Consider the following 24072-nt stretch of genomic DNA (forward strand, 5'->3'; position numbering starts at 1 on the left):
ATATATAGGCCGGACACACGTCTTTCACTATAGGTATCACCCGCAGCGGCCCGCGTCCTAGGGCATTTTTTGCCCTGGGGTGCCAGCTGACCCTTTGTACGGGCCGGCAAGCCTTGACCAACACCCCGGAAAGGCGCGCAATCCCTGGACTGGCACGGTTCTGGCATCGCCCAATCCGACGATAAGGGGCGCAAAAGCCCCGAACCGAAGGCACAGTGACAGAATCGGAAGCACGGCCATGGCGACGCGCACCACCTCTACCAAGACCCGGATCGGCCAGTGGCTGGCCGCCATCCTGACGGCCCTGACGCTGATGGCGCCCGACATGGCGCATGCGGATAGCCGAATCAAGGATATCGCTGATGTCGAGGGTGTGCGCGACAACATGCTGATCGGTTACGGCCTTGTGGTCGGCCTGAACGGCACCGGCGATACGATCAACAACTCGCCCTTCACCGAACAAAGCCTGATCGGCATGCTGGAACGCCTCGGCGTTAATGTTCGTGGCGACACGATCCGCACCAAGAACGTGGCCGCCGTCATGGTCACCGCTACCCTGCCGCCCTTCACCTCGCAAGGGTCGCGCATTGATATCTCGGTCGCCGCCATGGCCGATGCCAAGAACCTGCAGGGCGGCACCCTGCTGGTGACGCCGCTGCTGGGTGCGGATGGTGAGGTTTACGCCGTGGCCCAGGGGGCCGTTGCGATTTCCGGCTTCAGCGCACAGGGGGCTGGTGCCTCCATCACCCGTGGCGTGCCCACCAGCGGTCGCATCGCCGGTGGTGCCATTGTGGAGCGGGAGATCGATTTCTCCCTGTCCGACCTGCCTTATCTGCGCCTGGCCCTGCGCAACCCGGATTTCACGACGGCGGTACGTGTGGCCAATGCCATCAACCAGTTTGCCGGCCCGCAGACGGCCAAGGCGCTGGACCCGACCAGCGTCGTCATCAATGTGCCAATGCAGCGCAAGACCGACCTTGTCGCTTTTCTGGGCGAGGTGGAGCAGTTGACCGTGCGACCCGATCAGGTAGCGCGCGTGGTCATCGACGAGGCGTCCGGCGTTATCGTGATGGGCGAGAATGTCCGCATCTCCACCGTCGCCATCGCCCAGGGCAACCTGACCATCAAGATCACCGAAACCCCGCAGGTGTCGCAGCCTGCACCGTTCAGCCAGGGTGGCCAGACGACGGTCGTGCCGCGCACCGATATCCAGGTGGATGATGGGGCGGGCAAGAAACTGGCGGTCATGCCGGCTGGCGTCTCACTTCAAGAACTGGTCGCGAACCTGAACGCGCTTGGCGTGGGGCCGCGTGATATGATCTCGATCCTCCAGTCCATCAAGGCGGCTGGCGCCCTTCAGGCCGAGATTGAGGTGATGTGATGTCCGACAGCATTAAGCTTTCCACCCCCGGTTTTGACCCGCAATCCCTGTCGCAGGCCGGCGGCCTGAAGAACAAGGGCCCCAACATCAAGGATGTGGGCAAAGCGGCGGAAGAATTCGAAGCCGTGTTCCTGTCCCAGATGCTGGGCCAGATGTGGCAGGGCGTGGAGGCGGACGACACGTTCGGCGGCGGCGAGGCAGAGAACACCTGGCGCGGCATGATGGTCGAAGAATATGGCAAGCAGATCGCCAGGGCCGGCGGCGTCGGCATCGCCGATGATGTGAAGGCCGCCATGATCCGCATGCAGGAACAAGAACAAGGGAAAGGACCGAAATGACAGTCAATACCCGCGCGGACGCGCTGATCGATGCGATGCGGCGACTAACGGATCTTTTCCAGCTAGAGAATGATGCCATCGCCAAACGCAACCTGCCGGCCCTGAACGCCATCGCCGACAAGAAGCCCTTGCTGGTCCGCACCTATGAGGATTGTGTGCGGTCGGTGAAGGCGGATACCGAAACGCTTCAGCTCATGGACGAGGATGCCAAGACCCGACTGAAACAGGCATCTGACCAGTTCATTGAGGCAACGCTGGAGCATGCGCGGCTGGTCCGTGCAGCCACCCAGGTGACGCAATCCACCATCAACACCCTGGTCACCGCCATCAATAAGGCGCGGGCCGATGAAGGCAGTTATACCCGCCGGGGCGGAATGGTCATGCCGGCAGCCTATGCCCGCAAGGCCGCACCCTCGATGGCTTATAACAAGTCCTTCTGATCCCATTTAGGCTTTTTTTCTTAGCTTAACGGCGCGTGAACAGCACGCCGTAACGCCACCCCCTTGTCCAACGGGTTCCGGGGCCCTTCCACCCGGCAAGCCTTGCCCAGGAACCGGCAGCTTCTGCCCCCCGGCAGGGCCTGACCGGCCCGGAACCCAGCAATTCCGGCACTCCCCTATTGGCACGATAGGTGCATGGTCCCAACCGAATAGCGCAGGAACGCACGCCATGGACATCTCAACCCTTCTTGGAGCCAGCACGGCCACCGCCCCATCCGCCCTTTCCTTTGGCGTGATGGGGGGTGGAAACGGCAATGCCACACCGTCCGGCGAAGGGCTGGAGGGTCTGGACAGTTTCAACCAGCTGCTGGGGAACTTCCTGTCCCTGACGGGCGGAGAAGGTGTGGCGGGCGAGGGTGTCACCCTGCCTGGCCTGACAACGGATGAGGTGGAAGGAAGCCTCTTGTCAGGCGCAGGCGTCCAGGCCCTGCCTACTGGCCTGCCCGCCGGCCTTGGTGCCCTGCTGGGTGGTGGATTGAAGGGCTTGAACCTGTCCGGCCCTGACGGTGCCGGAACTGCCGCAAAGGGCATGGAGGGCCGCTGGGCACAGTCGGGCATCAGCCTGCTGGCTGGCGGCGGCCTGACGGGACAGGAGATGAACCCGGAGGTCGTGGCCTTCCTGAATGATCTGTCCAGCGCCTTTGCTGCGGCCGCCCCGCTGTCATCCGACGGTGCGATGGGCAATATGGGCGCAGCGGAAGGAGCGGATGGGATACAGGAAATCGATCTTCTGACGGTCCTGCAAGGCGGTGATGCCGCCGGAGAGGCCGTTCTGGTGCAGCAGGTGACGGCGATGATCGTCAGCAGCGGCAAAAACAGCGCCCCCGTCATCCCCACCCTGACCACCGATACCGCGCCCAGCGCGCTGGGCGTCCATCTGACGGTCGCTGGCACGGGATTGAAGGCGCTGCCCACCGTGCCGGTCACCGATAACGTGACCAACCCCGCCCCCGTGGCGGCCCCCGTGATCCCGAAGCTGGAAGTTGCGGCAGCCCCTGTGGCGACGGCGGCAGCGGCCACCCCCGCACCGGCTGCCAGTAAGACCGCGGCAAAGGCGGAACTGGCCGCGGCAACGGCGATCCCGGCCCCTGAACAATCCCCGGAAGCGCCGGCGGTGGTGACCGATATCGCCGATGACAATGGCAATACCGGCATCGTCCCGCCGCAACCGGAGGCAGCGTCCACAACGGTGCCGACACCAGCGGTCAAGTCCACCCCCACCCAAGCTGCGGCACCAGTGGTGTCAGCGACAGCAGCGGCGGCACCGGTCGCAGCAGCGGCCCCTGCACCCGCGACCGCCGCCAATGCCACAGTGTCCCGCAACGATGATGACCAGGGCGCCATCACCCTGCCCGCCGACCAGACCAGGGCTGCCGTCGCCACCACCACCGGCACCGGCACCGGCAAGGATGATCAGATCCCGGTGACCGCACCGACGCCGGTGAAGGCGGCTGCGCCGACACAAGGGACGAGCAGTGCCACGCCGATCGTGACGAACGCAACGCCCCCGCAGGCACCGGCCAAACCGGCAACAACATCCGATGCACCCGCCATCGTGATGAAGGCTGACCCCGCCGCTGGCGATGTGACGCCGCCGCCGGCTGATACCGGGACGAAACCCACGCCTGCCGCTGCTGCCGCGCCGATCACCCTGACGGCCACGCCGACGACGCCGACGCATGTCCCCTCCAAGGCCACCGCGAAGCCGACAGAAGCGGCACCGCCGATCCCGGCGGACAGCAGCGCGGAAGCGGCACCGGTTGAAACGGAGGCCAGTGTCGAGGCGGAACCCAGCCCGCATAGCGGCGCGACGGCCAGCCAGGCCACCGCGACCCCGGTGCGCACGGCCACGACCACCGCCACCAACGCCGCCGCACGCCCCGCCGGCGCGGCCCGCCCCAATGCTGAAGCCGCCCCCCAGCAAGAGGCCGATGCCACAGCCGAGGAGCAAGCCGCCGCCGAGGATGACAAGGCCGTCAACAATCACCGCATGCTGGCACCCAAGCATGTGGGCGCCGAAGCACGGGCCGAGAGCCAAGCCGACATGGCCGGGTCGGCACAAACTGCCGGGCAGAACCAGCCCGCCGCCCGCACGGAAGCCCCCAATCTACGCCCCGAGACGGAAGATAACCTGCTGTCCCGCGCCATCACCGCCGGAGCCAAGGGCCATGAGGGCGGCAGCGCCACCGATGGCGACAGTGGCAGTAACAGCGGCTCCGGCTTTGCCGAGCCCGCCACCGTCGACAGTGGCGCCACCGCCCTGGCGGCGGGTGAGAATGGCAAGGTCCAGGGCAGTGATTTCGCCCAATCCCTGCGCCAGACCTCCGCACCACACCGGCCCAACGCTTATGCCCCGCCCGGACACCAGATGGCGATGCATGTCCAGCGCGCCGTCCAGGATGGCAATGACCGCGTCTCCATCCAGCTCAACCCCTATGAATTGGGCCGGATCGATGTCCAGCTGGAGATCGGATCGGAAGGAAAGCTGCGCGCCAAGGTGATGGTGGAGAACCCCGCCACCCTGGAGATGCTGCAAAAGGATGCCAAGAACCTGGAGAAGGCCTTGCAGGAGGCCGGTCTGCAGACCGACGGCGACAGCCTGACCTTCTCGTTGCAGGACAGCGGCGATCAGGCACAGCAGCGCCAGGACCAGCAGGACCAATCCAACTATGGCACAGGGTTTGCTTCTGATGATGTCGAGGAAGAAGACCCGGCAATTATCGCCCAGGCCCAGATCTTGGAATTCGGGCGGGTGGATGTGCGGGTCTGATGAAGCATATCCCTGACGGGAAGGATCAAGACGATGTCCATCTCCGGTATCGCGAATACCGCCGCCAATGCGGCCAACGGCACCTCCGGCAGCAAGGAGAAATCCGCGCTGGGGGACCTGTCGGACAATTACGAAACCTTCCTGACGCTGCTGACCTCGCAGCTTCAGAACCAGGATCCGTTGCAGCCGACCGACACCGCCGAATTCACCAAGCAGCTGGTGCAGTACTCGCAGGTCGAACAGTCGATCAAGACCAACGACAAGCTGGATGGAGTCATCAGCGCCATCAATAACGGCCAGCCCAATCAGGCACTGGGCTATATGGGCAAGACGGTGGAAATCCAGTCGAACGGCATCTCGCTGCAGGATGGCAAGGCCCATCTGACCGTCTCCACCGATAGCCCCGCTTCCAGCGCCGTGTTCGAAATCACCGACGCCAAGACCGGCAAGGTTCTGCGCACCATCGAGCTGTCCAAATTCGCCGGCACCCAGGATGTGAACTGGGACGGCAAGGACAGCACCGGCAAGCAACTGGAGGACGGCACCTACAAGGGTGTGGCTAAAGTAAAGGGAATCGATGGCAAGGACATGAGTCCGCAGGTCATGAGCTTCGGGCGGGTTACCGGCGTCGATCTGACGGCGGGTGAACCGTACCTGATGTTGGGTACCCTGCCGATCACCATGAACAATGTCCTGTCGATCAAGCAGTAAATAGCCTTATGCGCTCTCATACTTTCGGACGAGCCGCCGTTTCTTTCACGCTTTGTTAAGAGCGTCCCGCTATCGATGGGGGGGAGATCGGATCGGAGCGTTCCTTGCCATGAAGCCCTTGAACAGTGCCGCAACTTCCCGCCTGCGGGCGGAAACGGACTTGGACGCCACCGGCATCCAGGCCGGAAGCGGTCCCCTGACCCTTGACGATCTGCCGCCGCCCGACACCCGCCGCTGGGTGATGCGCCGCAAGGCCGAGGTCGTTGCCGGTGTGCGCGCCGGCTTGTTGAGCGCTGAAGAAGCCTGCCAGCGCTATGACCTTTCGACCGAGGAATTCGCGTCCTGGCAGGAGATGATCGACCGTCATGGCGTGCAGGCCCTGCGCGTAACCCGCCTGCAGGATTACCGCCGCCGCGAGGGGTGAGTTGCCGTAGGTCAGGTCGAGCCAAAGGCGAGCCCTGACCTACTTTAAATTATCCGCGACGCTGTGCAGGCCCTGGGCGCGCAGCATTTCCTGGCGCTGACGCAGCCGGCGGCGTTCAATGGATTGGTGTGTGCGCTCACCGCCCAGGATGGTGCCATCCTCACCAGTCAAGGACAGAACCAGGGCATCAAGCAATGCCCCTTCCTGATCCGGCGCCCGCTGATCCAGCGGCCGGTCAGTATTGATCTCACGCAGCAGACGATCAGCCAGGGCCGCCTGCGTCTGTGGCAGATGACCTTGCGGGATCATGGTGGCGATGATCTTCATGGTGGGGTTGGCGATGGTGTCCGCCACGCCCTTGCGGCACAGGACGACCGACCCCATCACCTTCAGCGCCGTCCCAAGGTTCGGCTGCGGCGCGAACAGTTCCTGCACCACTTCGGCGAAGATCATTGTATCGGCAATGATGGCATCGACATGCCGGACCAGACCGGTTTCGATATTCTCCTGCGCCAGCCGCGACAGGATATCAACCTTGGCCAGCAGCGAGCGATATTCGAACAGCCAGACGGCCAGCAGGGAGTTCAGCACATAATCATGCTGCTCCAGCCCCACCTTCTGCTGGATCAGGGTGGAGAGGCTGGCAAGGTCCTTGCCTTTGAACTCGGGGTAATTTCCGCGCTCGGCGGCAAAGGCGCGGGCCTTCTGCTGGCACTGGTTCATCAGACCATCCAGCAGCAGCATGCGTTCCTTGACGGGCACATTCATGGCCGCCGCCTGTGCCGCCCCCACCCGGTGCATGCCGGCATTCACCAAGCCCTGGGCGTCCTGCAATTTGCGGATATGGCTGAAACTGTGCAGCAGTTCGGTAGTGCAGATATTGGCCCGCTGCATATAGTCGCGCATCACCTGCCCGATGGTGCGCCGGGCATCGGCCGTATAGAGATCATCCACGATCTTGCAGACGGCCAGTTCGCCGACGGGCGTGGACACGACGATGGGCTTTTCCTTAGGCGGGTTGGCGGTCGCCTCATACACCACCATCTCTGAGGAAGCGGCGCTGGACAGGGCACGGTGGCGGACGACCTTGACCTGCGTGGTCTTGTTCATCCGCAGTAGCAGCTGCGCCTCATTGATGGCGTCCTGCTCTTCCTCGCACAGGACATGCAGCTGCCAGCGGTCGTCCTTCTTCAGGAAGACCTCAAAGGTCTTCTTCTTGTTCCAGAAGTTGACCCCTAGGATCATGTGAACAGCCCCCTATCCAATTAGTCTTAGTCTAATGGACAGGGGGCATTTAGCAACAACGCAGTTGCGGTAAGGATCAATCGAACGGGTTCGTGCTGCCCTTGCGCAACAGCAGGCGGATGGGCACGCCGGGCAGGTCCAGATGCTCGCGCATGCCATTGACCAGATAGCGCGAATAATGGTCGGGCAGGTCCACCGGCTTGCTGACGAACAAGGCGAAGGTCGGCGGGCGGCTCTTCACCTGAGTCATGTAGCGGATCTTCAGGCGGCGGCCATCAACCAGCGGCGGCGGATGGCTGTCGGTCATATCGGCCAGCCAGCGGTTCAGCTGCGAGGTCGGGATACGCCGGTTCCAGACGCCATAGGTGGTGACGACAGCATCCAGCAGGTCCGTCAGTTTCTGACCCTTCAGCGCCGAAATGGCGACCGTCGGGATGCCCTTCACCTGCGGCAGGGAGGTCTGCAACCGGTCGGACATGCGGCGCAGAGCGGCGTTTTTATCCTCCACCGCGTCCCACTTGTTCAGCGCGATGACCAGCGCGCGGCCTTCCTCAATCACCAGCCGGGCGATGGTCAGGTCCTGCTTGTCCAGGATACCGTCGGCATCCAGCAACAGCACCACGACATGGGCCATGCGGATAACGCGCAGCGTATCCTGGTTGGCCATCTTCTCCAGCTTCTCATCCACCCGTGCCCGCTTGCGCAGACCGGCGGTATCCACCAGACGGATGGGGCGACCCCGCCATTCCCATTCCACCGCAATGGCATCGCGCGTCATGCCGGCTTCGGGACCGGTCAACACGCGTTCTTCCTGCACCAGGGCGTTCAGCAGGGTGGATTTGCCGACGTTCGGGCGACCGACAATGGCCAATTGCAGGGCCTTGGGTTCGTCCTCGGGGGTGACATCCCCTTCCTCACGAACCTCAGCCTCGGCGGCGTCCACATCGAACGCCTCTTCCTCTTCCGGCTCATCCTTCGGCATGAAGGGTTCAAGCGCCGTGACCAGATCGGCCATGCCCTCGCCATGTTCCGCCGACAGCGGCACCGGTTCACCCAAACCCAGCTCGAACGCCTCGATCAGGCCGGGGCGGCCGGCGGCCCCCTCGCACTTATTGGCGATCAGGATGGTGGGCTTGCCGGCCTTGCGCAGCCAGGCCGCGAAATGCTTGTCCATGGCCGTGACGCCGGCGCGCGCGTCGATCAGGAACAGGGCCACATCGGCCCGTTCCACGGCGCGCTCCGTCTGGCGGCGCATGCGCGCCTCCAGGCTGTCATCAAAGACGTCTTCCAGACCGGCCGTATCGACCACGGTGAATTCCAAGCCCCCCACGCGCCCATCGGCGGCGCGCCAGTCGCGCGTCACGCCGGGCTGATCGTCAACCAGGGCGATCTTCTTGCCGACCAGCCGGTTGAACAGGGTGGACTTGCCGACATTGGGCCGCCCGATGATGGCGACCGTCAGCCGGTGCGTGGCCTTTATCACTCTAAACTCCGTTTACCGATAGGCGATCAGATCGCCATCTTCCGTCAAAAGATACAGGGTTTCGCCGGCCACAACAGGGGCCTGCAAGGTGGAGGCGGGCAGGCTGGTCTTCTTGATCACCTTGCCGTCGGCAACGGCGATCTCCACCAGTTCACCCTGATTGTTGGTCAGCAGCAGACGACCGCCAGCAGCAATCGGGCCGGTCCAGAGGACGGGATCTTCCTTGTCCTCCTCATCCTCCCACTGCTGCAACTGGGTGATCCAGCGCACGCGGCCATCCTTGCGGGTCAGGGCAACGACCTGGCCGTCATTGGTGGTGACGAAAATCCAGTCGCCGATGACAGCAGGGGTGGTGATGCCGCCAATATCCTGTTCCCAGACGCGCTGACCGGAACGGATATCCACGGCGGCCATGCGGCCGGAATGGCTGATGGCATAGGCAATGCCATCAGCGATGACGGGCAGGCCACGAATATCGGCCAGACCGGTCAGGTTCTCACCCCGGCGAACCGACGCCAGGCTGTCCTGCCAGGACTGACGGCCATTTTCGACACGCAACGCAAACAGTTCGCCGGACGAATACGGAACAATGGCCGTATCGCCCTCCACCGCCGGCGCCGAACCGCCCAGCAGGGCCGCCGGTTCCAGGAAGCCGGTATGATACCATTGCAGGGCGCCGTTTTCCGCCGACAGGGTGATCATCTGATTATCGACGGTGGAAACGAAGACGCGGCCATCCAGCACGGTCGGGGCGGAGCGAATCGGGCCCGCGATACGCCGGCGCCAGATGACATTGCCGCTGTCATAATCGACAGCCACCGCCTCACCATAGCCGTTGGTGGCATAGACGCGGTTGTCATGCACGGCCACGCCGCCGCCAAACGCCTCACCCTCCTGGTTTTCGCGCAGGATGTTGCGGGTCCAGATGCGCTTGCCCGACTTGGCGTCGAAGGCGTGCAGGTCATAATCGGTGTCCAGCACGAACAGGCGGCCACCGGCAATCACGGGGCCGGCCAGCAGGCGCACGCTGCTGTCGGAACCGGAGATCGAGGCGCTCCACACCTTGGACAGGTTGCTGCCCAGCGCGACATGGCCCGGATTATGGGCCGGGTTGCTGCCGGCCTGCGCCCAATCGGCATTGACCACGGCGGCGGGCAGGACCACCTCGGCGGCGGTCACCTGGGGATCGACCTCCAGCTGCTGCTGAAGCTGCAGCACCGAAATGCGGTTGCCGCCCAGCTTTGGACCGTCATCATCGCCGGAGAACCAGTCAGTGATGCCGCAACCCGACAGCAGCAGGCAGGCCAGCAGGGGTGCGGCCACACGGGCGGCCGCACGGTAACGTGTCCGGGTCGGGACCACGCCTGTATGGCGGGCGGCGACGGCGGTAGCGGAACGGGTGGTGTCGACCATCTTATCCTTGATCCCGGACTTATTTCGTCGCCGCGTACAAAGCGGCCAATTCGGTGGCGCGGGCGCGGAGCGCCTGCGGGGCGGTGCTGTCTTCTGACAGTTCCTTGAACAGGGCAGCAGCCCCGGCATTGTCGCCGGCGCGCACGGCCAGCAGCCCCGAAGCCTCGGTCGCCGACGCCTTCCAGGCATTGCCGGCCTTCAGCAGCGGGGCCAGACGGGCCCGCAGGGCGGCGGCATCGCCGGTATCCAGCTGCAACTGCACCGACAGAAGCGTGGCCAGATCGCGCAGCATCGGATCGGCGCCGGCCGTGCCCGCAACCTGATCATACAGCGCGATGGCCTTGTCCTTTTCGCCCTCACGGGCACGCAGGCCGGCCTCATACAGGCGGGCCATGTCGGCATGGCCTTCGCCCAGCTTGGCACCGGCACCGGACAGGGCCTCGGCGGCGGCCTTCAGGTTGGGCTGGGCATTCTCATCAGCGGGGCGCAGGTTGGCCAACGCCTCGGACAGGACGGCGGTGCGCTCCTCCATCCGGGTGGTGCGCCAATGTTTCCAACCAACATTGCCGGCCGTCGCCGCCACCACCAGAACAGCAGCGCCGATGACCAGGCCGCCATACCGCTTCCAGAACTTCATGATCTGGTCGCGGCGCAGATCCTCGTCAACTTCGCGAAAGATATCGGACATGCATCACCCTCGGCCGCTTGCCGAACCGAATAAATAAAGGGCGGCGATAGCAGACCCCCCGTTCCCGGTCAAGGCGGCTGCCCCCGCATCGTCCCCCTTGCACGCCCGGAACAGGCAGAACAAGCGGTACGACCGCCGATACAATACGCTGCTTTCTGGCAATTGCGGGGCAAAAAGCAAAGGGGCGGCCAACAGCCGCCCCCATCGTCGCCTCAGAGCCGGTCAGATCAGACGGTTGACGGCACCTTTTCGACCGCCGGCAGGTCAAGCCAGTCGGCGGCGACCATGGCCTGCGTCCGGTTGCGCACACCCAGCGCCTTGAAGATCGCCGTGATATGGATTTTCACGGTTCCGACCGTAAGGTCCAGCGTCTCCGCGATTTCCTGATTGTTGCGACCGACCCGGATCATGGAGAGAATTTCGCGCTGACGCGGGGTCAGTTGCTTGCCCGCATCTTCGCGGAAGAAACCGGCAGGCACCGGACCCGCCACGGTCATCAGCGGTTCCCCGCCCGGTCGCATCGCGACCACGGGTGGCACGAACACGCCGCCATCGCGGACAACATCCAGCGCGTTCGGCAATTCGTCCGCGACGTCACCACGGCGAATGTACGCCCGCGCGCCCTCCCCCAGGGCCGCCCGCATGCGGTCGGGATCATTGCCGCCGACCGCGATCAGCGGCACGTTGGGACAACGCTGAACAAATTCCTTGATGGCACCGCGTGCCGCCATGGTGGTGGAGACCATGCCAACAATCGCGGCGTCTGGTTTTGCGGCCGCCACGCGGGCCAGATCGGCCAGATCGGCAACTTCGTCAACGGGGTCGGTTACCCCGGCGCGACGCGCCAGTTGGCGGACGCGGGTAACGAAAGCAGCTTCATGATCGATCAGTATCAAACGCATTTCTACAGCCTCTCAGGCTTCAACCGCAACCTGCCATGGATGCTACGTACTGGCATTTCTCTACTATACACGAGCTTTTGGCTTCCTACAATTTTATGCAGCACGCACCGCAAAAAACGTCAGAGCCCCGGAAATCCTTGACCATCAAGGCTGGCCCCACCCCATTCGACACCAAACATCACACCACCAATATGATGTATGCGACGCCAGCTATCGCTAGGCACGCCAACGCTTTCCTATCAAGCACTTAAGTCGAACCTCGGGTCTCCCTTCATCCGCTAAACAGTTCCCATCGGATTTTAGGAATTTATTAACGGATGACCGATGTACCTATTCTCGATACTGAATATTAAATCAAAAATCTAAAAATGTAATACCCATGTAACGCACTATCCCTCAGGATAGCGGGTTGCCTGCCCCCCGCCTGCTGCATGGTGCCGGGCATCTTCTGAATCTTAACGGAAAATCATACTTAAATATGCATTCTATGGGGGATTGCAGCCGGCATATGAAGATAGGAAAGGCCGCCACGCGGGGAGGGCGACCTTTCGAAACCCGACGGACCCTTCCGTCTCAGGCGGACGCCGCACCGGCAGCCCCAGGCAGGTCACTGTTGGCCGCCTGCGACGCCTCGCCCTGTCCGAGTCCATTATTCATGGCCCAGATGGCGGCCTGAGTGCGATTGACGGCGTTGATCTTGCGCAGCAGGCTTTTCAGGTGGACCTTCACCGTTGCCTCGGTAATCCCCAGATTGGCAGCGATGATCTTATTGCTATCCCCATCAATGAGGCAGCGCAGGATCTGCGTCTCCCGCTGGGACAGTCCCTTGCGCAGGGCCGTGATCTCGGTCGCCGGCTGTGGCTGCACCTGACCGGTGACCAGAAGATCGGCCAGATGGGTGGGGAACACCTTTTCCCCCATCATCACCAGCCGCAATGACTGCGCCAGGGCGTCAGCCGACATGTCCTTCATCAGATAGCCGGCGACGCCGGCCTCCAGCGCCTGGGTCAGGCGGCGGGCATCGAGCCCCCCCGTCAGGATCACCAGCGAAGCGTCGGGTGCAATCTGATGCAATTGCGACAGATGGCCGGCGGGCGACACATCCTCGCCAGGGTCGACCAGGATCAGGTCGGCGGGTGGCATCGGGTCGGCAGCCAGCGCTTCTTCCATACTGGCGAATTCCGCCGCCACCTGGAACGGCACATCCAGGAGCAGGCGGCTCAGCCCCTCCCGGAACAGCTTGTTCGCATCGATCAGAATGACGGTTTGCATGACAGGTCCTCACTTCACTGTGCCGCCGCCCGCGACACCCAGGCGAAGGGTGGGCGACCATTGGCGACAATTTCCAACTTAATAGACTTTACCCTGCCACGAAGGATTCCAACACACATCTAAGGCCGTAATTCATGAATACTTTCGGTCTATACCAATAAATTTGCCCTAGAATTGCCAGAATTGAACCACCAGAGCGCCGCATACACATTAAGGGATGGCCACAATCACAGAGATCATAGAGGATACTTGATCCAATTGTCAGGACAAATCATATCCGTATTAGCTCGAAATTAGATTTAATTACAGCTAACGGGGTTACCGACTGGCTTTCCCTTCGCCCTGGGGCGCCACCATGCGCCATACGCAGTCCTTGATAAATATAATTGCATAGCAAATGTTGCGTCGCAGCATGAAGGGAGCTGCGGAGATCCTGTGGATGAACGGTAATTCATATTCGTTTGGAAGGGTTTACGCCGCACCAACGGCAGGCCCGCAGGCAGCCTGGGTTCAACGCCTGATGAGGACATACTGTCCACCGGTGGCACCAGAAACGGCAACAGCCCCGAAACGGGGCTGTCTTTGTGCTTGCCATCGGCCCGCGTTGGAGCCATATTTTGCATCGCAGCACGTTGTGCTGCTTGCCCTTATCGGGCGTTTCCTCCCTAAACTCAGGCCGCTCACGTAGCGGCCTTTCTTTTTGCCCGCTCCATGAGCCCGGATCGCATCGCTTGAAACAAGTGAAACGCCCCGGCCTGGGTGACGACTATTTCTTTCAAATCGCGCCCTGGGTCAAGCCATTTTCTTCCGAGCGCTTAAAAAAGTCTTAAAGACGGACCGTCGGACCGATATCACCGGCCGATAGATAATCCTGTTATCGGTATCACCCGGCCAACCCCTCCAGAATCGGGCAATGCGGCCGGTCATCGCCCTGACAACGGTCGGCAAGGTCGGTGAGGCTGGCACGCATGGCCTGAAGCTCGGCAATCTTGCGGTCCAGGGTCGCGATATGGTCAAGCGCCAGTTTCTTCACCTCGCAGGATGACCGCTCCCGGTCGCCCCACAGGCGCAGCAACGCGTCAATATCCTCCAGCGCGAAGCCCAGATCGCGGGCATGGCGGATGAAACGCAGGGAATGGATGTCAGCCTCGGTATAGACCCGGTACCCTGATTCGGTCCGCAGGGCCGGCTTGATCAGGCTGATGCTTTCATAATGCCGGATCATCTTGGCCGACACGCCTGTTGCCGCCGCCGCCTCTCCGATATTCATCAACCCCTCCCCCGCCCGTCGCAGGCCCCAGCATGGCGTAAAAAAAACCCCGTCGCCATGGGGCGCCGGGGTTTTGAAGGTGGGAACTTCTGGGAGGGAAACAACAGAAGATGTTGCTGAAGGCATTTATAGGGGCAGAGGCGTTATGGAATGGTTAATCCCCGTGACCGCTAACGCAGCTCTGCACTGCGGCAATGCATAGGTGGCACCGCCATTCCTGATGGCTTCCCCCCTGCCCCCGCGATGCGCTATCACCCACGCCCTGGTTTCTTCATCCAAGGCCTGTGCCCATGCTGTCCATCGCCCATAAGATCGCCGCCGAACTGTCCGTCCGCCCCGCTCAGGTGGAGGCGGCGGTGGCGCTGCTGGATGAGGGATCAACCGTTCCCTTCATCGCGCGTTACCGCAAGGAAGTGACCGGCGGGCTGGACGATACGCAGCTGCGCAATCTGGAAGAACGGCTGCGTTACCTGCGGGAGATGGAGGAGCGGCGCGCCACCATCCTGGCCAGCATCAATGAGCAGGGCAAGATGACGCCCGAACTGGCCAAGCAGATCAATGAAGCCGATACCAAGACCCGGCTGGAGGATCTGTACCTCCCCTACCGCCCCAAGCGCCGCACCAAGGCGATGATCGCGCGGGAGGCCGGGCTGGAGCCGCTGGCCGACCGGCTGCTATCCACCCCCACCCTGTCACCGGAGAATGAGGCGGTCGGTTATGTCAGCGCCGATAAGGGTGTGGCCGATGTGAAAGCGGCCCTGGAGGGGGCGCGCGCCATCCTGGTGGAACGGATGGGCGAGGATGCGACCCTGGTGGGCCGGTTGCGCGACTTCTCCCAGTCGCAGGGCCGTGTCGTGTCGGGGCTGGTGGAAGGCAAGGCCGAGGAAGGGGCCAAGTTCAGCGATTATTTCGACTTCTCCGAACCGCTGACCAAAATGCCGTCGCACCGCGCGCTGGCTCTGTTCCGGGGCCGTGCCGCCGGTGTTCTGGATTTGAAGCTGGCCGTGGGGGATGAACCGCCGGCGGGCAGCCCGCATCCGGCGGAAGGTTTGATCGCTGCGGCATTCAACATCCAGGACCGGGGTCGTGCCGCCGACCGCTGGCTGGCCGATTGCTGCCGCTGGGCCTGGAAGACCAAGATTTCCCTGCATATCGAACTGGACCTGATGAATGTCCTGCGCGAGAAGGCGGAGGATGAGGCCATCCATGTCTTCGGCCGCAATCTGAAGGATCTGCTGCTGGCCCCGCCCGCCGGCCAGCGCGCCACCCTGGGCCTGGACCCCGGTATCCGCACCGGCGTGAAGGTGGCCGTGGTCGATGCCACCGGCAAGCTGCTGGATACCACCACCGTTTATCCGCATGAGCCGCGCAAGGATTGGCAGGGCTCGCTGGCGACGCTGGCCGCCCTGGTCAAGCGCCATGACGTGGACCTGATCGCCATCGGCAATGGCACCGCCAGCCGCGAGACGGACAAGCTGGCCGCCGACCTGATCGCCCTGTTGCCCGACCACCGCATCACCAAGGTGATGGTGTCGGAGGCCGGTGCCTCGGTTTACTCCGCGTCGGAAGTGGCAGCTTTGGAGTTCCCCAAGCTGGACGTCAGCTTGCGCGGTGCCGTCTCTATCGCCCGGCGTTTGCAGGACCCGCTGGCCGAACTGGTGAAGATCGATCCGAAATCCATCGGTGTCGGCCAGTATCAGCATGATGTCAGCCCCGCCAAGCTGTCCCGCGCGCTGGATGCCGTGGTCGAGGATTGCGTGAACGGTGTCGGCGTTGACCTGAACACGGCGTCGGTGCCGCTGCTGGCCCGCGTGTCGGGCCTGTCGGAAACGGTGGCCAAGAATGTCATCGCGTTTCGCGATGAAAAGGGCGCCTTCCGCTCCCGCCGGCAATTGCTGGACGTGCCGCGCCTAGGGCCGAAGGCGTTCGAACAGGCGGCAGGCTTCCTGCGCATCCGCGACGGGGAGAATCCTCTGGATGGCTCCTCAGTTCACCCGGAAGCCTATCCCGTGGTCGAACGTATCCTGAAGAAGACGGGCCGTCCGCTGGCCAAGCTGATCGGCGATGTCGGCTTCCTGCAATCGCTCGACCCCGCCGATTTCACGGATGAGAAATTCGGCATCCCCACCGTCAGCGACATTCTGAAGGAACTGGAGAAGCCGGGCCGCGACCCGCGCCCGGAATTCAAGACGGCCCAGTTCAAGGATGGGGTGGAGGAGCTGAAGGATTTGCAGCTGGGCATGGTGCTGGAAGGTGTCGTCACCAACGTCACCGCCTTCGGCGCCTTCGTCGATGTCGGCGTGCATCAGGACGGGCTGGTCCATATCAGCCAGCTGTCCCATACGTTCGTGAAGGACCCGCACAGCGTCGTGAAGGCCGGCGACATTGTGAAGGTCAAGGTCATGGAAGTGGACCTGAAGCGCAAGCGCGTGGCCCTGACCATGAAGCTGGACGAACGCCCCGCCCCCGCCCGACCCGCCAGCCCCGGCCCGGATCGGCGCGATGACCGCCGGGGCCCGCCGCCCTCGCGGGCACCGCAGGGCCAGCAGCGTCCGCCGCAGCAGAACAACCCGCCGCCCAGGAAGCCGGCCCCGGTGGAGGACAATGCATTCGCCGCAGCGTTTGCGGCGGCCAAGGCGAAGGGCAAGCGATAACGCCGCCGACCGCCCGTAAAAAGCCGCAATCCCCCCGTCTGCTTCATCCTCGGCAGTCGGGGGATGTCCGTGCGTTACCTGTCACTTATCGGTCTGGCACTGGCCCTGACTGCTTGCGCGCAGGCACCTGCGCCCGAGCCAACGGCAACCCCACCGCCACAGCCAACAAGCGTCAATAACGGCCTGGGCAGCCAGTTCGGCAATTATGAGAATTATGAGACGGGCAGCACCCACCAAAGCCCGTCCGGCCCCTGCCCGATCTATGCCTGGGACCGGCCAATCAGCGGCGGGCGGATCATCCGCTATCTTTCCGCCGCCTGCCCCGCCCCTCAACCGGGCCGCCCGGATGCGGTGCGGATCGTGGATATGGGCCGACAGGTCATCACACTGTAAACGAAAAGGGCCGGCCCAAACCGGACCGGCCCTTTCCCCTGTCTTACATGACGATCAATACGTCGTGCGGCCACCGGAAATGTCGAAGGTCGACGCGGTGGTGAAGCTGCATTCGGCACTGGCCATCCAGCTGATCATGGCGGCCACCTCATGCACCTCGCCCAGACGCCCGGCGGGGATCTTGGACAGCATGTAATCGACCTGGCTTTGCGGCAGCTGTTCCAGGATCGGGCTTTTGAAGGTGGCGGGCGTCAGGGCGTTGACGCGGATGCCGGTCTTGGCCAGTTCCTTGCCCAGCGACTTGGTAAAACCGATCACGCCGGCCTTGGATGCCGAGTAGGCCGACGCATTGGGATTGCCCTCCTTGCCCGCGACCGAGGAGACATTGACGATACGGCCATAGTCATTCTTCAGCATGTGCGGGATGACCGCGCGGCAGCAATAAAACAGGCCGTTCAGGTTGATGTCGATGACCCGACGCCAGCTATCCAGCGGGAATTCCTGCACCGGCACCGTCGCCCCCGTGATCCCGGCGCTGGCAATCAGCACATCGACCCGGCCCAGCTTCTCTGCCACGGCGTCCGCCGCCGCCTGCACAGCCTCGGCATCGGTCACATCAAGCTGTACCGCATCGACGGCACCCGTCGCGGCCTTGGCATCGGCCAGGGCGTCGACATTCATGTCCCAGAGGACGACCTTTGCCCCCTCCTGCGTCAGGCGGGCGGCCACCTCCCGGCCCACGCCGGAGGCGCCGCCGGTGACGATGGCGACCTGGCCCTTGAAACGGTCGGCATAGACGCTCATGCCACACCTTCCTGGGTCCAGGCGACGACGTCCTGGCGCTGCTCACCCAGCTTTTCGATGCCAAGCCGCATGACGTCGCCGGCCTTCAGATATTTCGGCTCCGGCTTCTGGCCCAGTCCCACGCCTGGCGGGGTGCCGGTGGTGATCAGGTCGCCCGGTTCCAGCGTGATGAACTGGCTGATATAGGCCACCAGTTGGCGGCAGGTGAAGATCATGGTCTTGCTGCTGCCATTCTGATAGCGGTGGCCGTTCACCTCCAGCCACATGGACAGGTTCTGGGGATCACCCACCTCGTCGGAGGTCACGACCCACGGACCGACGGGGCCGAACGTGTCGCAGCCCTTGCCCTTGTCCCAGGTGCCGCCACGTTCGATCTGAAAGGCGCGTTCGGACACGTCGTTGATCAGGACATAGCCCGCGACATGGTCCAGCGCGTTCTCCTCGCTGACATAGCGCGCACGGCTGCCGATGACGATGCCCAGTTCCACCTCCCAATCGGTCTTGACCGAACCCTTGGGGATCATCACCGGGTCGTTGGGGCCGGTCAGGCAAGAGATCGCCTTGGTGAACAGCACCGGCTCCGTCGGAATGGGCAGGTTGCTCTCCGCCGCATGGTCGGCGAAGTTCAGGCCGACAGCGATGAATTTGCGCACGCCATTGATGGGCACGCCATAGCGCGGCGAACCTTCGACCGCCGGCAGGCTGGCGGGATCAATCGCCGCAATCTTGGCCAGACCGGCGGGCGACAGCACGTCCGGGGTAATGTCGGCAACGATGCCGGACAGGTCGCGGATGGTGCCGGTTTCATCCATCAGGCCCGGCTTTTCCTGGCCTTTGGGGCCGTAACGCAGCAGCTTCATGATTTATGCTTTCGTGATGAGAATGAACGGATCACTTGCCCTGGCCGACATAGGGCCGGTGCAGCTTGACCTCGCGGTTCAGCTCCACGCCGAAGCCGGGCTTGTCGGACAGTTTCAGCTTGCCATTGACGGGCACCGGCTCACCCAGCAGCTGCGGATGGAACATCGGCACGACCTTGTCGGCCTTGGGCGCCATCATCAGGAATTCGGCGAATGGGCTGTTATGGCGCGTGATGACGAAATGGTAGGAATAGACCGACGACCCGTGCGGGATGACCATGATGCCGCGGCTGTCGGCCATGTTGGCGATCTTGGTCAGTTCGGTAACGCCGCCGCACCAGCCCACATCCGGCTGGATGATGTCGCAGCAATCCATTTCCATCAGCATGCGGAAGCCCCAACGGGTGGCCTCATGCTCGCCCGTCGTCACCAGCATGCCCGGCGGAGCCTTCTTCTTCAGCTCGGCATAGCCCCAGTAATCGTCAGGCGACAACGCCTCTTCGATCCATTTCAGGCCATATTCGTGGGCCTTATGGGCCAGCTTGGTGGCGTAGTTCAGGTCCAGCGACATCCAGCAATCGAACATCAGCCAGAAATCCTCGCCCACCCGCTCACGCATGGTGGCCAGTTCCTCGATATTCTTGCGCAGGCCTTCCTCACCCTCGGCCGGACCGTGATGCAGGGGCATCTTGCCGCCGATGAAGCCCATTTCCTTGGCCAGATCGGGGCGCGCGCCGGTAGCATAGAAGGTCAGCTCATCGCGGACAGCGCCGCCCAGCAGGTGATAGACCGGCTCCTGCCGCAGCTTGCCCAGCAAATCCCACAGGGCCAGATCGACGCCGGAAATGGCATTCACCACCAGACCCTTGCGCCCATAATACTGCGACCCGAAATACATCTGGTCCCAGATCTTCTCTACCTCCACCGGCGAGCGGCCGATCAGGAAGCGGGAGAAATGCTTTTCCACCAGATAGCAAGCCGGCTCCCCGCCCGTGGTCACCGCGAATCCGATGGTGCCGTCCGCCGCCTCAATCTCCACCACCAGCGTGCCCAGCACATTGATGCCAAAGCTCTGCCGGCTCTGGCGGTATTCGGGATACCGGCTCATCGGCGTGGCGATATGATCGTCGATCCAATGACCGTCACCCTGGTCATGGTAATCGGCACCACCGCCGCGCACCACATAGGCGCGGACATCGCGGATAAGGGGGAAGGCCATGGTGTTTTCACACTCCCTGAAGGGCATGCGCAGCGGGCAAGGAAGGTGCGCACGTTCTCAATTGTGGGACACAGTTTTATAAAATGGGACAACGCCTGTCAATGCAGTCCTGACACCGGTCACCCCTTCCAGCTCGGGGATCAGGCTTGCGTCCGATTTTGATTTATGAGACATCATTCCGCAATATGAGATTCAGGGAGGACGATATGCGTTTGTTGGAAGGCAAGACCGTGCTGATCACCGGTGCCTCGCGCGGGATCGGGGCAGCTGTGGCCGTGGAGTGCGCCCGGCACGGTGCGAATGTCGCCATCAACTATGCCGCGTCCCCCGCCGCTGCCGAGGAGGTCGTGGCGCAGGTCGAAGCGCTGGGCCAGAAGGCCATCGCGGTAAAGGGCGACGTGTCTGATCCCGCAGCGGCCCCGGAATTCGTGAGGGCGGCGGTGGCGGCCTTCGGCGGGGTCGATGTCTTCGTCTCCAATGCCGGTATCTGCCCGTTCCATGGGTTCCTGGACATGCCCGTCGATGTCGTGGACCGGACCATCAAGGTCAATCTCAACGGTGCCTATTACATGACACAGGCCGCCGCCAACCAGATGAAGAACCAGGGCCGTGGCGGGGCGATCATCGCCATTTCGTCGATCTCCGCCCTGGTTGGCGGCGGCATGCAGACGCATTACACGCCCACCAAGGCCGGCGTGCATTCGCTGATGCAGAGCTGCGCCATCGCCCTTGGCCCCTATGGCATCCGCTGCAATTCGCTGCTGCCGGGCACCATTCTGACCGACATCAACAAGGACGACCTCGCCGATACGGCCAAGCGGACCTACATGGAAGGTCGCATCCCGCTGGGCCGCCTGGGCCAGCCGGAAGATATGGGCGGGCCGGTGGTGTTCCTGGCATCCGACCTTGCCCGCTATGTCACGGGTGCCGCGTTGCTGGTCGATGGCGGCGCGTTTGTGAATTTGCAGTAACCGGTCCCCCCAAATGCGTGTCTCGCTTTTCATCACCTGCATCAATGACAGCCTGTTTCCCGATACCGGCCGGGCCGTGGTGCGGGTGCTGGAGCGGTTGGGGCATCAGGTGGAGTTTCCGCTGGCCCAGACCTGCTGCGGCCAGATGCATCATAATTCCGGCTATCATGATGATGCCGTGGGACTGGTCCGCCGCTTTGTCGATACGTTCCAGGATGCGGAAACCATCCTGATCCCGTCCACCTCCTGCACCGCCATGGTGCGGGGGCAGTATCCTTATCTGGCCCGGCATGTAGCCAAGGATGAGGGGCTGCTGCGGGCGGTGGAGGAATTGGCCCCCCGCGTGTTTGAATTCTCTGAATTCCTGACACTGAAGCTGGGGTTGGTGGATGTTGGTGCCTATTATCCGCACCGTGTCACCTATCACAGTTCCTGCAACTCCCTGCGTTCGCTGAACCTGGGGGATGGACCGCTGACATTGCTGCGGCATGTGGCGGGGATTGATCTGGTGGAACTGCCGAATAACCGGGAATGCTGTGGCTTTGGCGGCACCTTTGCCGTCAAGAATGCAGAGACCAGCACCGCCATGCTGACCGACAAGATGCGCCATATCCTGTCCACTGGCGCGGAGATCTGCACAGCCGGCGACAATAGCTGTCTGATGCATATTGGCGGCGGCCTTTCGCGGCAGCGCACGGGCGTGCGCACGGTTCACCTAGCCCAAATCCTGGCCTCCACCGCGGACGAGCCCTGGACATGAGCACGACCTTCCCCACACGCGCCGCCGACGGCCTGCGCAACACACAGCAGCGGCGCAATCTGGCCAAGGCCACCACCACCATCCGGGGCAAGACCGCCAAGGTCACCGCCGAGTTACCGAATTGGGAGGCCCTGCGCGAGGCCAGCAAGGCCATCAAGCAGGAGGCGCATGCACGGCTTGACCATTATCTTCTGCAACTGGAGGAGATGGTCACCAAGGCAGGCGGTCATGTGCATTGGGCCGCCGATGCGGCCGAGGCGCGAGAGATCATTGTCCGCCTGACGAGGCAAGCCGACACCGATCAGGTCATCAAGATCAAGTCCATGACCACGGACGAGATTGAGCTGAACCCCGCCCTGGAAGACGCTGGCATCCGCCCCTATGAAACCGATCTGGCCGACATGATCGTGCAGATGGCAAAGGAGAAGCCGTCGCACCTGCTGGTCCCCGCCATCCACAAGAACCGGGTCGAAATCCGCGATCTGTTCCGGGCGGAGATGGGGGAGCATGGCACCGGCCTGTCCGACCGTCCGCCCGACCTGACGCGCGCGGCCCGCGCCTATCTGCGTCAGAAATTCATGGAGACGAAGGTCGCCATCAGCGGTGCCAATTTCGCCATCGCAGAGACAGGCACGGTCGGTGTCGTGGAATCGGAAGGGAATGGCCGCATGTGCCTGACCCTGCCGCAGGTGCTGATCTCCATCATGGGCATCGAAAAGGTGCTGCCGCGCTTCGATGACCTGTCGGTGTTCCTCCAGCTACTGCCCCGCGCCGCGACGGGGGAGCGGATGAACCCCTATAACTCGCTCTGGACCGGGGTACATGCGGGCGATGGGCCGCGCGAATTTCATCTGGTGCTGCTGGATAATGGCCGCAGCAAAATCCTGGCGGATGAGGTGGCGCGGGAGACACTGCACTGTATCCGCTGTTCGCGCTGCCTGAATGTCTGCCCGGTTTACGAACGCGCGGGCGGCCATGCCTATGACAGCATGTATCAGGGGCCCATTGGTGCCATCGTCACGCCGCAGCTGCGTGGCCTGGAGGAGGCGGGGAGCCTCCCCTATGCCAGCAGCCTGTGCGGCGCGTGTCATGAAGTATGCCCCGTGAAAATTAACATTCCGCAAATCCTGGTACATCTGCGCGGTCGTGTGGTGCGCGAAGGTCATGCTGCCAAGGGGGAGGCGCTGGCCATGGGTGTCGCAGCCCGGATGTTCGGCAACCAGGGAGCCTTGGACTGGTCGCTCTGGGCCGGGCGGCTGGGTCAGAAGCTGCTGATGCGGGATGGTGCCCTGCCCTGGTTGCCGCCGCCCTTGTCCGGCTGGACCCTGTCGCGCGATTTCCCGGCACTGCCGGAACAGAGCTTCCGCGACTGGTGGCAGAAGCGGGAGGAAAAGTGATGGGTGGCCGTGACCTGATCCTGTCCCGCGTGCGCGATGCCCTGGCCGGCAGCACGACGCCCGTCACCCCTGTGCCGGCCATCAACCGGGTGTGGGAAGGCGACCGCGAAGCCATGGTGGAACGGTTCCTGGACCGGCTGCGCGATTACAATGTCGGTGTGACCCGGACCAGCGGCCCCATCGCCACGGCGGTGGCGGGTATCCTTTCCGCGCGTGGCATTGACCGGCTGGCCGTGCCCACCGACCTGCCGGTGGAATGGCGACCCGATGGGGTGGCTCTGGTGCCCGATGATCATCTGCCCTATGGCGCGCTGAACGCCATTCCCGGCGCACTGACGGGGGCGGCCCTGGCCATTGCAGAGACGGGCAGCATCGTGCTGGATGGCGGCACGGCGCAGGGACGGCGCGCCCTGACCCTGCTGCCCGATTATCACCTGTGCGTGGTGCGCGCGGAGCAACTGGTCGGGCTGGTGCCGGAGGCCATCGCCGCCCTGGTGCCCAACCGCCCCATCACCTTCTGCTCCGGCCCGTCGGCCACTGCCGATATCGAGCTGGATCGGGTGGTGGGCGTGCATGGCCCGCGACGGCTGGATGTACTGTTCGTGGGGTAGCGCGGA

The 24072-nt window shown here is 63.3% G+C and carries 22 protein-coding genes; 12 read left to right on the forward strand and 10 right to left on the reverse strand.

The window, feature by feature from the left end; genetic code table 11:
* Positions 1 to 238: 238 nt before the first annotated feature.
* The 6 genes from ABC729_RS22465 (at position 239) to sciP (ending at position 6124) form a co-directional block, all read left to right on the forward strand.
* Entirely contained in the window at positions 239 to 1381 is a 1143-nt protein-coding gene (locus ABC729_RS22465) for a flagellar basal body P-ring protein FlgI (protein ID WP_495609841.1), read from the forward strand.
* Positions 1381 to 1719, forward strand: coding sequence for a rod-binding protein (locus tag ABC729_RS22470; RefSeq protein ID WP_495609842.1), 339 nt, complete (start codon positions 1381 to 1383; stop codon positions 1717 to 1719). The genes ABC729_RS22465 and ABC729_RS22470 overlap by 1 nt, the downstream gene beginning before the upstream one ends.
* Complete coding sequence (locus ABC729_RS22475; RefSeq protein WP_495609843.1) at positions 1716 to 2159, forward strand: hypothetical protein; 444 nt, start codon at positions 1716 to 1718, stop codon at positions 2157 to 2159. The genes ABC729_RS22470 and ABC729_RS22475 overlap by 4 nt, the downstream gene beginning before the upstream one ends.
* Positions 2160 to 2388: 229 nt before the next feature.
* The gene (locus ABC729_RS22480) at positions 2389 to 4989 is read left to right on the forward strand and encodes a flagellar hook-length control protein FliK (protein WP_495609844.1); all 2601 of its coding nucleotides are present in this window, start codon (positions 2389 to 2391) and stop codon (positions 4987 to 4989) included.
* A gap of 33 nt (positions 4990 to 5022) precedes the next feature.
* On the forward strand, positions 5023 to 5700 hold the full coding sequence (locus ABC729_RS22485; RefSeq protein ID WP_495609845.1) for a flagellar hook assembly protein FlgD: 678 nt from the start codon (positions 5023 to 5025) through the stop codon (positions 5698 to 5700).
* Positions 5701 to 5809: 109 nt separating this feature from the next.
* A complete protein-coding gene (gene sciP / locus ABC729_RS22490) occupies positions 5810 to 6124 on the forward strand; it encodes a CtrA inhibitor SciP (RefSeq protein WP_495609846.1) in 315 nt (104 codons plus the stop codon).
* A 39-nt stretch (positions 6125 to 6163) separates the two neighbouring features.
* On the opposite strand, the gene ABC729_RS22495 is transcribed toward sciP, so the two are convergent.
* The 7 genes from ABC729_RS22495 to cueR all read right to left on the reverse strand — a co-directional run bounded on the left by ABC729_RS22495 (position 6164) and on the right by cueR (position 14397).
* Positions 6164 to 7369, reverse strand: a complete 1206-nt coding sequence (locus ABC729_RS22495) for a hypothetical protein (RefSeq protein WP_495609847.1) — start codon at positions 7367 to 7369, stop codon at positions 6164 to 6166.
* Between the two features lie 76 nt (positions 7370 to 7445).
* Entirely contained in the window at positions 7446 to 8852 is a 1407-nt protein-coding gene (der, locus tag ABC729_RS22500) for a ribosome biogenesis GTPase Der (protein ID WP_495609848.1), read from the reverse strand.
* A gap of 12 nt (positions 8853 to 8864) precedes the next feature.
* Positions 8865 to 10265: a PQQ-like beta-propeller repeat protein gene (locus tag ABC729_RS22505; RefSeq protein ID WP_495609849.1), complete on the reverse strand. Its 1401-nt coding sequence runs from the start codon at positions 10263 to 10265 to the stop codon at positions 8865 to 8867.
* A 19-nt stretch (positions 10266 to 10284) separates the two neighbouring features.
* Positions 10285 to 10953 (reverse strand): tetratricopeptide repeat protein, encoded by a 669-nt coding sequence (locus ABC729_RS22510; RefSeq protein ID WP_495609850.1) that lies wholly within the window; start codon positions 10951 to 10953, stop codon positions 10285 to 10287.
* Between the two features lie 227 nt (positions 10954 to 11180).
* Entirely contained in the window at positions 11181 to 11855 is a 675-nt protein-coding gene (locus ABC729_RS22515; protein ID WP_495609851.1) for a LuxR C-terminal-related transcriptional regulator, read from the reverse strand.
* 573 nt (positions 11856 to 12428) lie between these two features.
* Positions 12429 to 13127 (reverse strand): LuxR C-terminal-related transcriptional regulator, encoded by a 699-nt coding sequence (locus ABC729_RS22520; protein WP_495609852.1) that lies wholly within the window; start codon positions 13125 to 13127, stop codon positions 12429 to 12431.
* Positions 13128 to 14010: 883 nt separating this feature from the next.
* Positions 14011 to 14397, reverse strand: coding sequence for a Cu(I)-responsive transcriptional regulator (cueR, locus tag ABC729_RS22525; RefSeq protein ID WP_495609853.1), 387 nt, complete (start codon positions 14395 to 14397; stop codon positions 14011 to 14013).
* Positions 14398 to 14687: 290 nt separating this feature from the next.
* On the opposite strand from cueR, the gene ABC729_RS22530 reads away from it, so the two are divergent.
* On the forward strand, positions 14688 to 17051 hold the full coding sequence (locus tag ABC729_RS22530; protein WP_495609854.1) for a Tex family protein: 2364 nt from the start codon (positions 14688 to 14690) through the stop codon (positions 17049 to 17051).
* Between the two features lie 63 nt (positions 17052 to 17114).
* Positions 17115 to 17444: a hypothetical protein gene (locus ABC729_RS22535; RefSeq protein WP_495609855.1), complete on the forward strand. Its 330-nt coding sequence runs from the start codon at positions 17115 to 17117 to the stop codon at positions 17442 to 17444.
* A gap of 54 nt (positions 17445 to 17498) precedes the next feature.
* Here the strand turns inward: ABC729_RS22535 and ABC729_RS22540 are convergent, their stop codons facing one another.
* The 3 genes from ABC729_RS22540 to rhmD are packed head-to-tail and all read right to left on the reverse strand — an operon-like array spanning position 17499 to position 20327.
* A complete protein-coding gene (locus ABC729_RS22540; protein WP_495609856.1) occupies positions 17499 to 18248 on the reverse strand; it encodes an SDR family NAD(P)-dependent oxidoreductase in 750 nt (249 codons plus the stop codon).
* The gene (locus ABC729_RS22545) at positions 18245 to 19108 is read right to left on the reverse strand and encodes a 2,4-didehydro-3-deoxy-L-rhamnonate hydrolase (RefSeq protein ID WP_495609857.1); all 864 of its coding nucleotides are present in this window, start codon (positions 19106 to 19108) and stop codon (positions 18245 to 18247) included. The genes ABC729_RS22540 and ABC729_RS22545 overlap by 4 nt, the downstream gene beginning before the upstream one ends.
* Before the next feature lie 31 nt (positions 19109 to 19139).
* Positions 19140 to 20327 carry an L-rhamnonate dehydratase gene (gene rhmD / locus ABC729_RS22550; protein ID WP_054167634.1) on the reverse strand — a complete coding sequence of 396 codons (1188 nt, stop codon included), beginning with the start codon at positions 20325 to 20327 and terminating at the stop codon, positions 19140 to 19142.
* A 206-nt stretch (positions 20328 to 20533) separates the two neighbouring features.
* On the opposite strand from rhmD, the gene lra1 reads away from it, so the two are divergent.
* From lra1 to ABC729_RS22570, 4 genes are read left to right on the forward strand one after another with little or no spacing between them, the layout of a single operon-like run.
* On the forward strand, positions 20534 to 21298 hold the full coding sequence (lra1, locus tag ABC729_RS22555; RefSeq protein ID WP_495609858.1) for an L-rhamnose 1-dehydrogenase Lra1: 765 nt from the start codon (positions 20534 to 20536) through the stop codon (positions 21296 to 21298).
* A gap of 13 nt (positions 21299 to 21311) precedes the next feature.
* Entirely contained in the window at positions 21312 to 22058 is a 747-nt protein-coding gene (locus tag ABC729_RS22560) for a (Fe-S)-binding protein (RefSeq protein ID WP_495609859.1), read from the forward strand.
* The gene (locus ABC729_RS22565) at positions 22055 to 23455 is read left to right on the forward strand and encodes a LutB/LldF family L-lactate oxidation iron-sulfur protein (protein WP_495609860.1); all 1401 of its coding nucleotides are present in this window, start codon (positions 22055 to 22057) and stop codon (positions 23453 to 23455) included. Before ABC729_RS22560 ends, ABC729_RS22565 begins: the two co-directional genes overlap by 4 nt.
* Positions 23455 to 24066, forward strand: a complete 612-nt coding sequence (locus ABC729_RS22570) for a LutC/YkgG family protein (protein ID WP_495609861.1) — start codon at positions 23455 to 23457, stop codon at positions 24064 to 24066. Before ABC729_RS22565 ends, ABC729_RS22570 begins: the two co-directional genes overlap by 1 nt.
* The last annotated feature ends 6 nt before the right edge of the window (positions 24067 to 24072 follow it).

It is taken from the genome of Niveispirillum sp. CC-CTL257, from assembly GCF_059489915.1.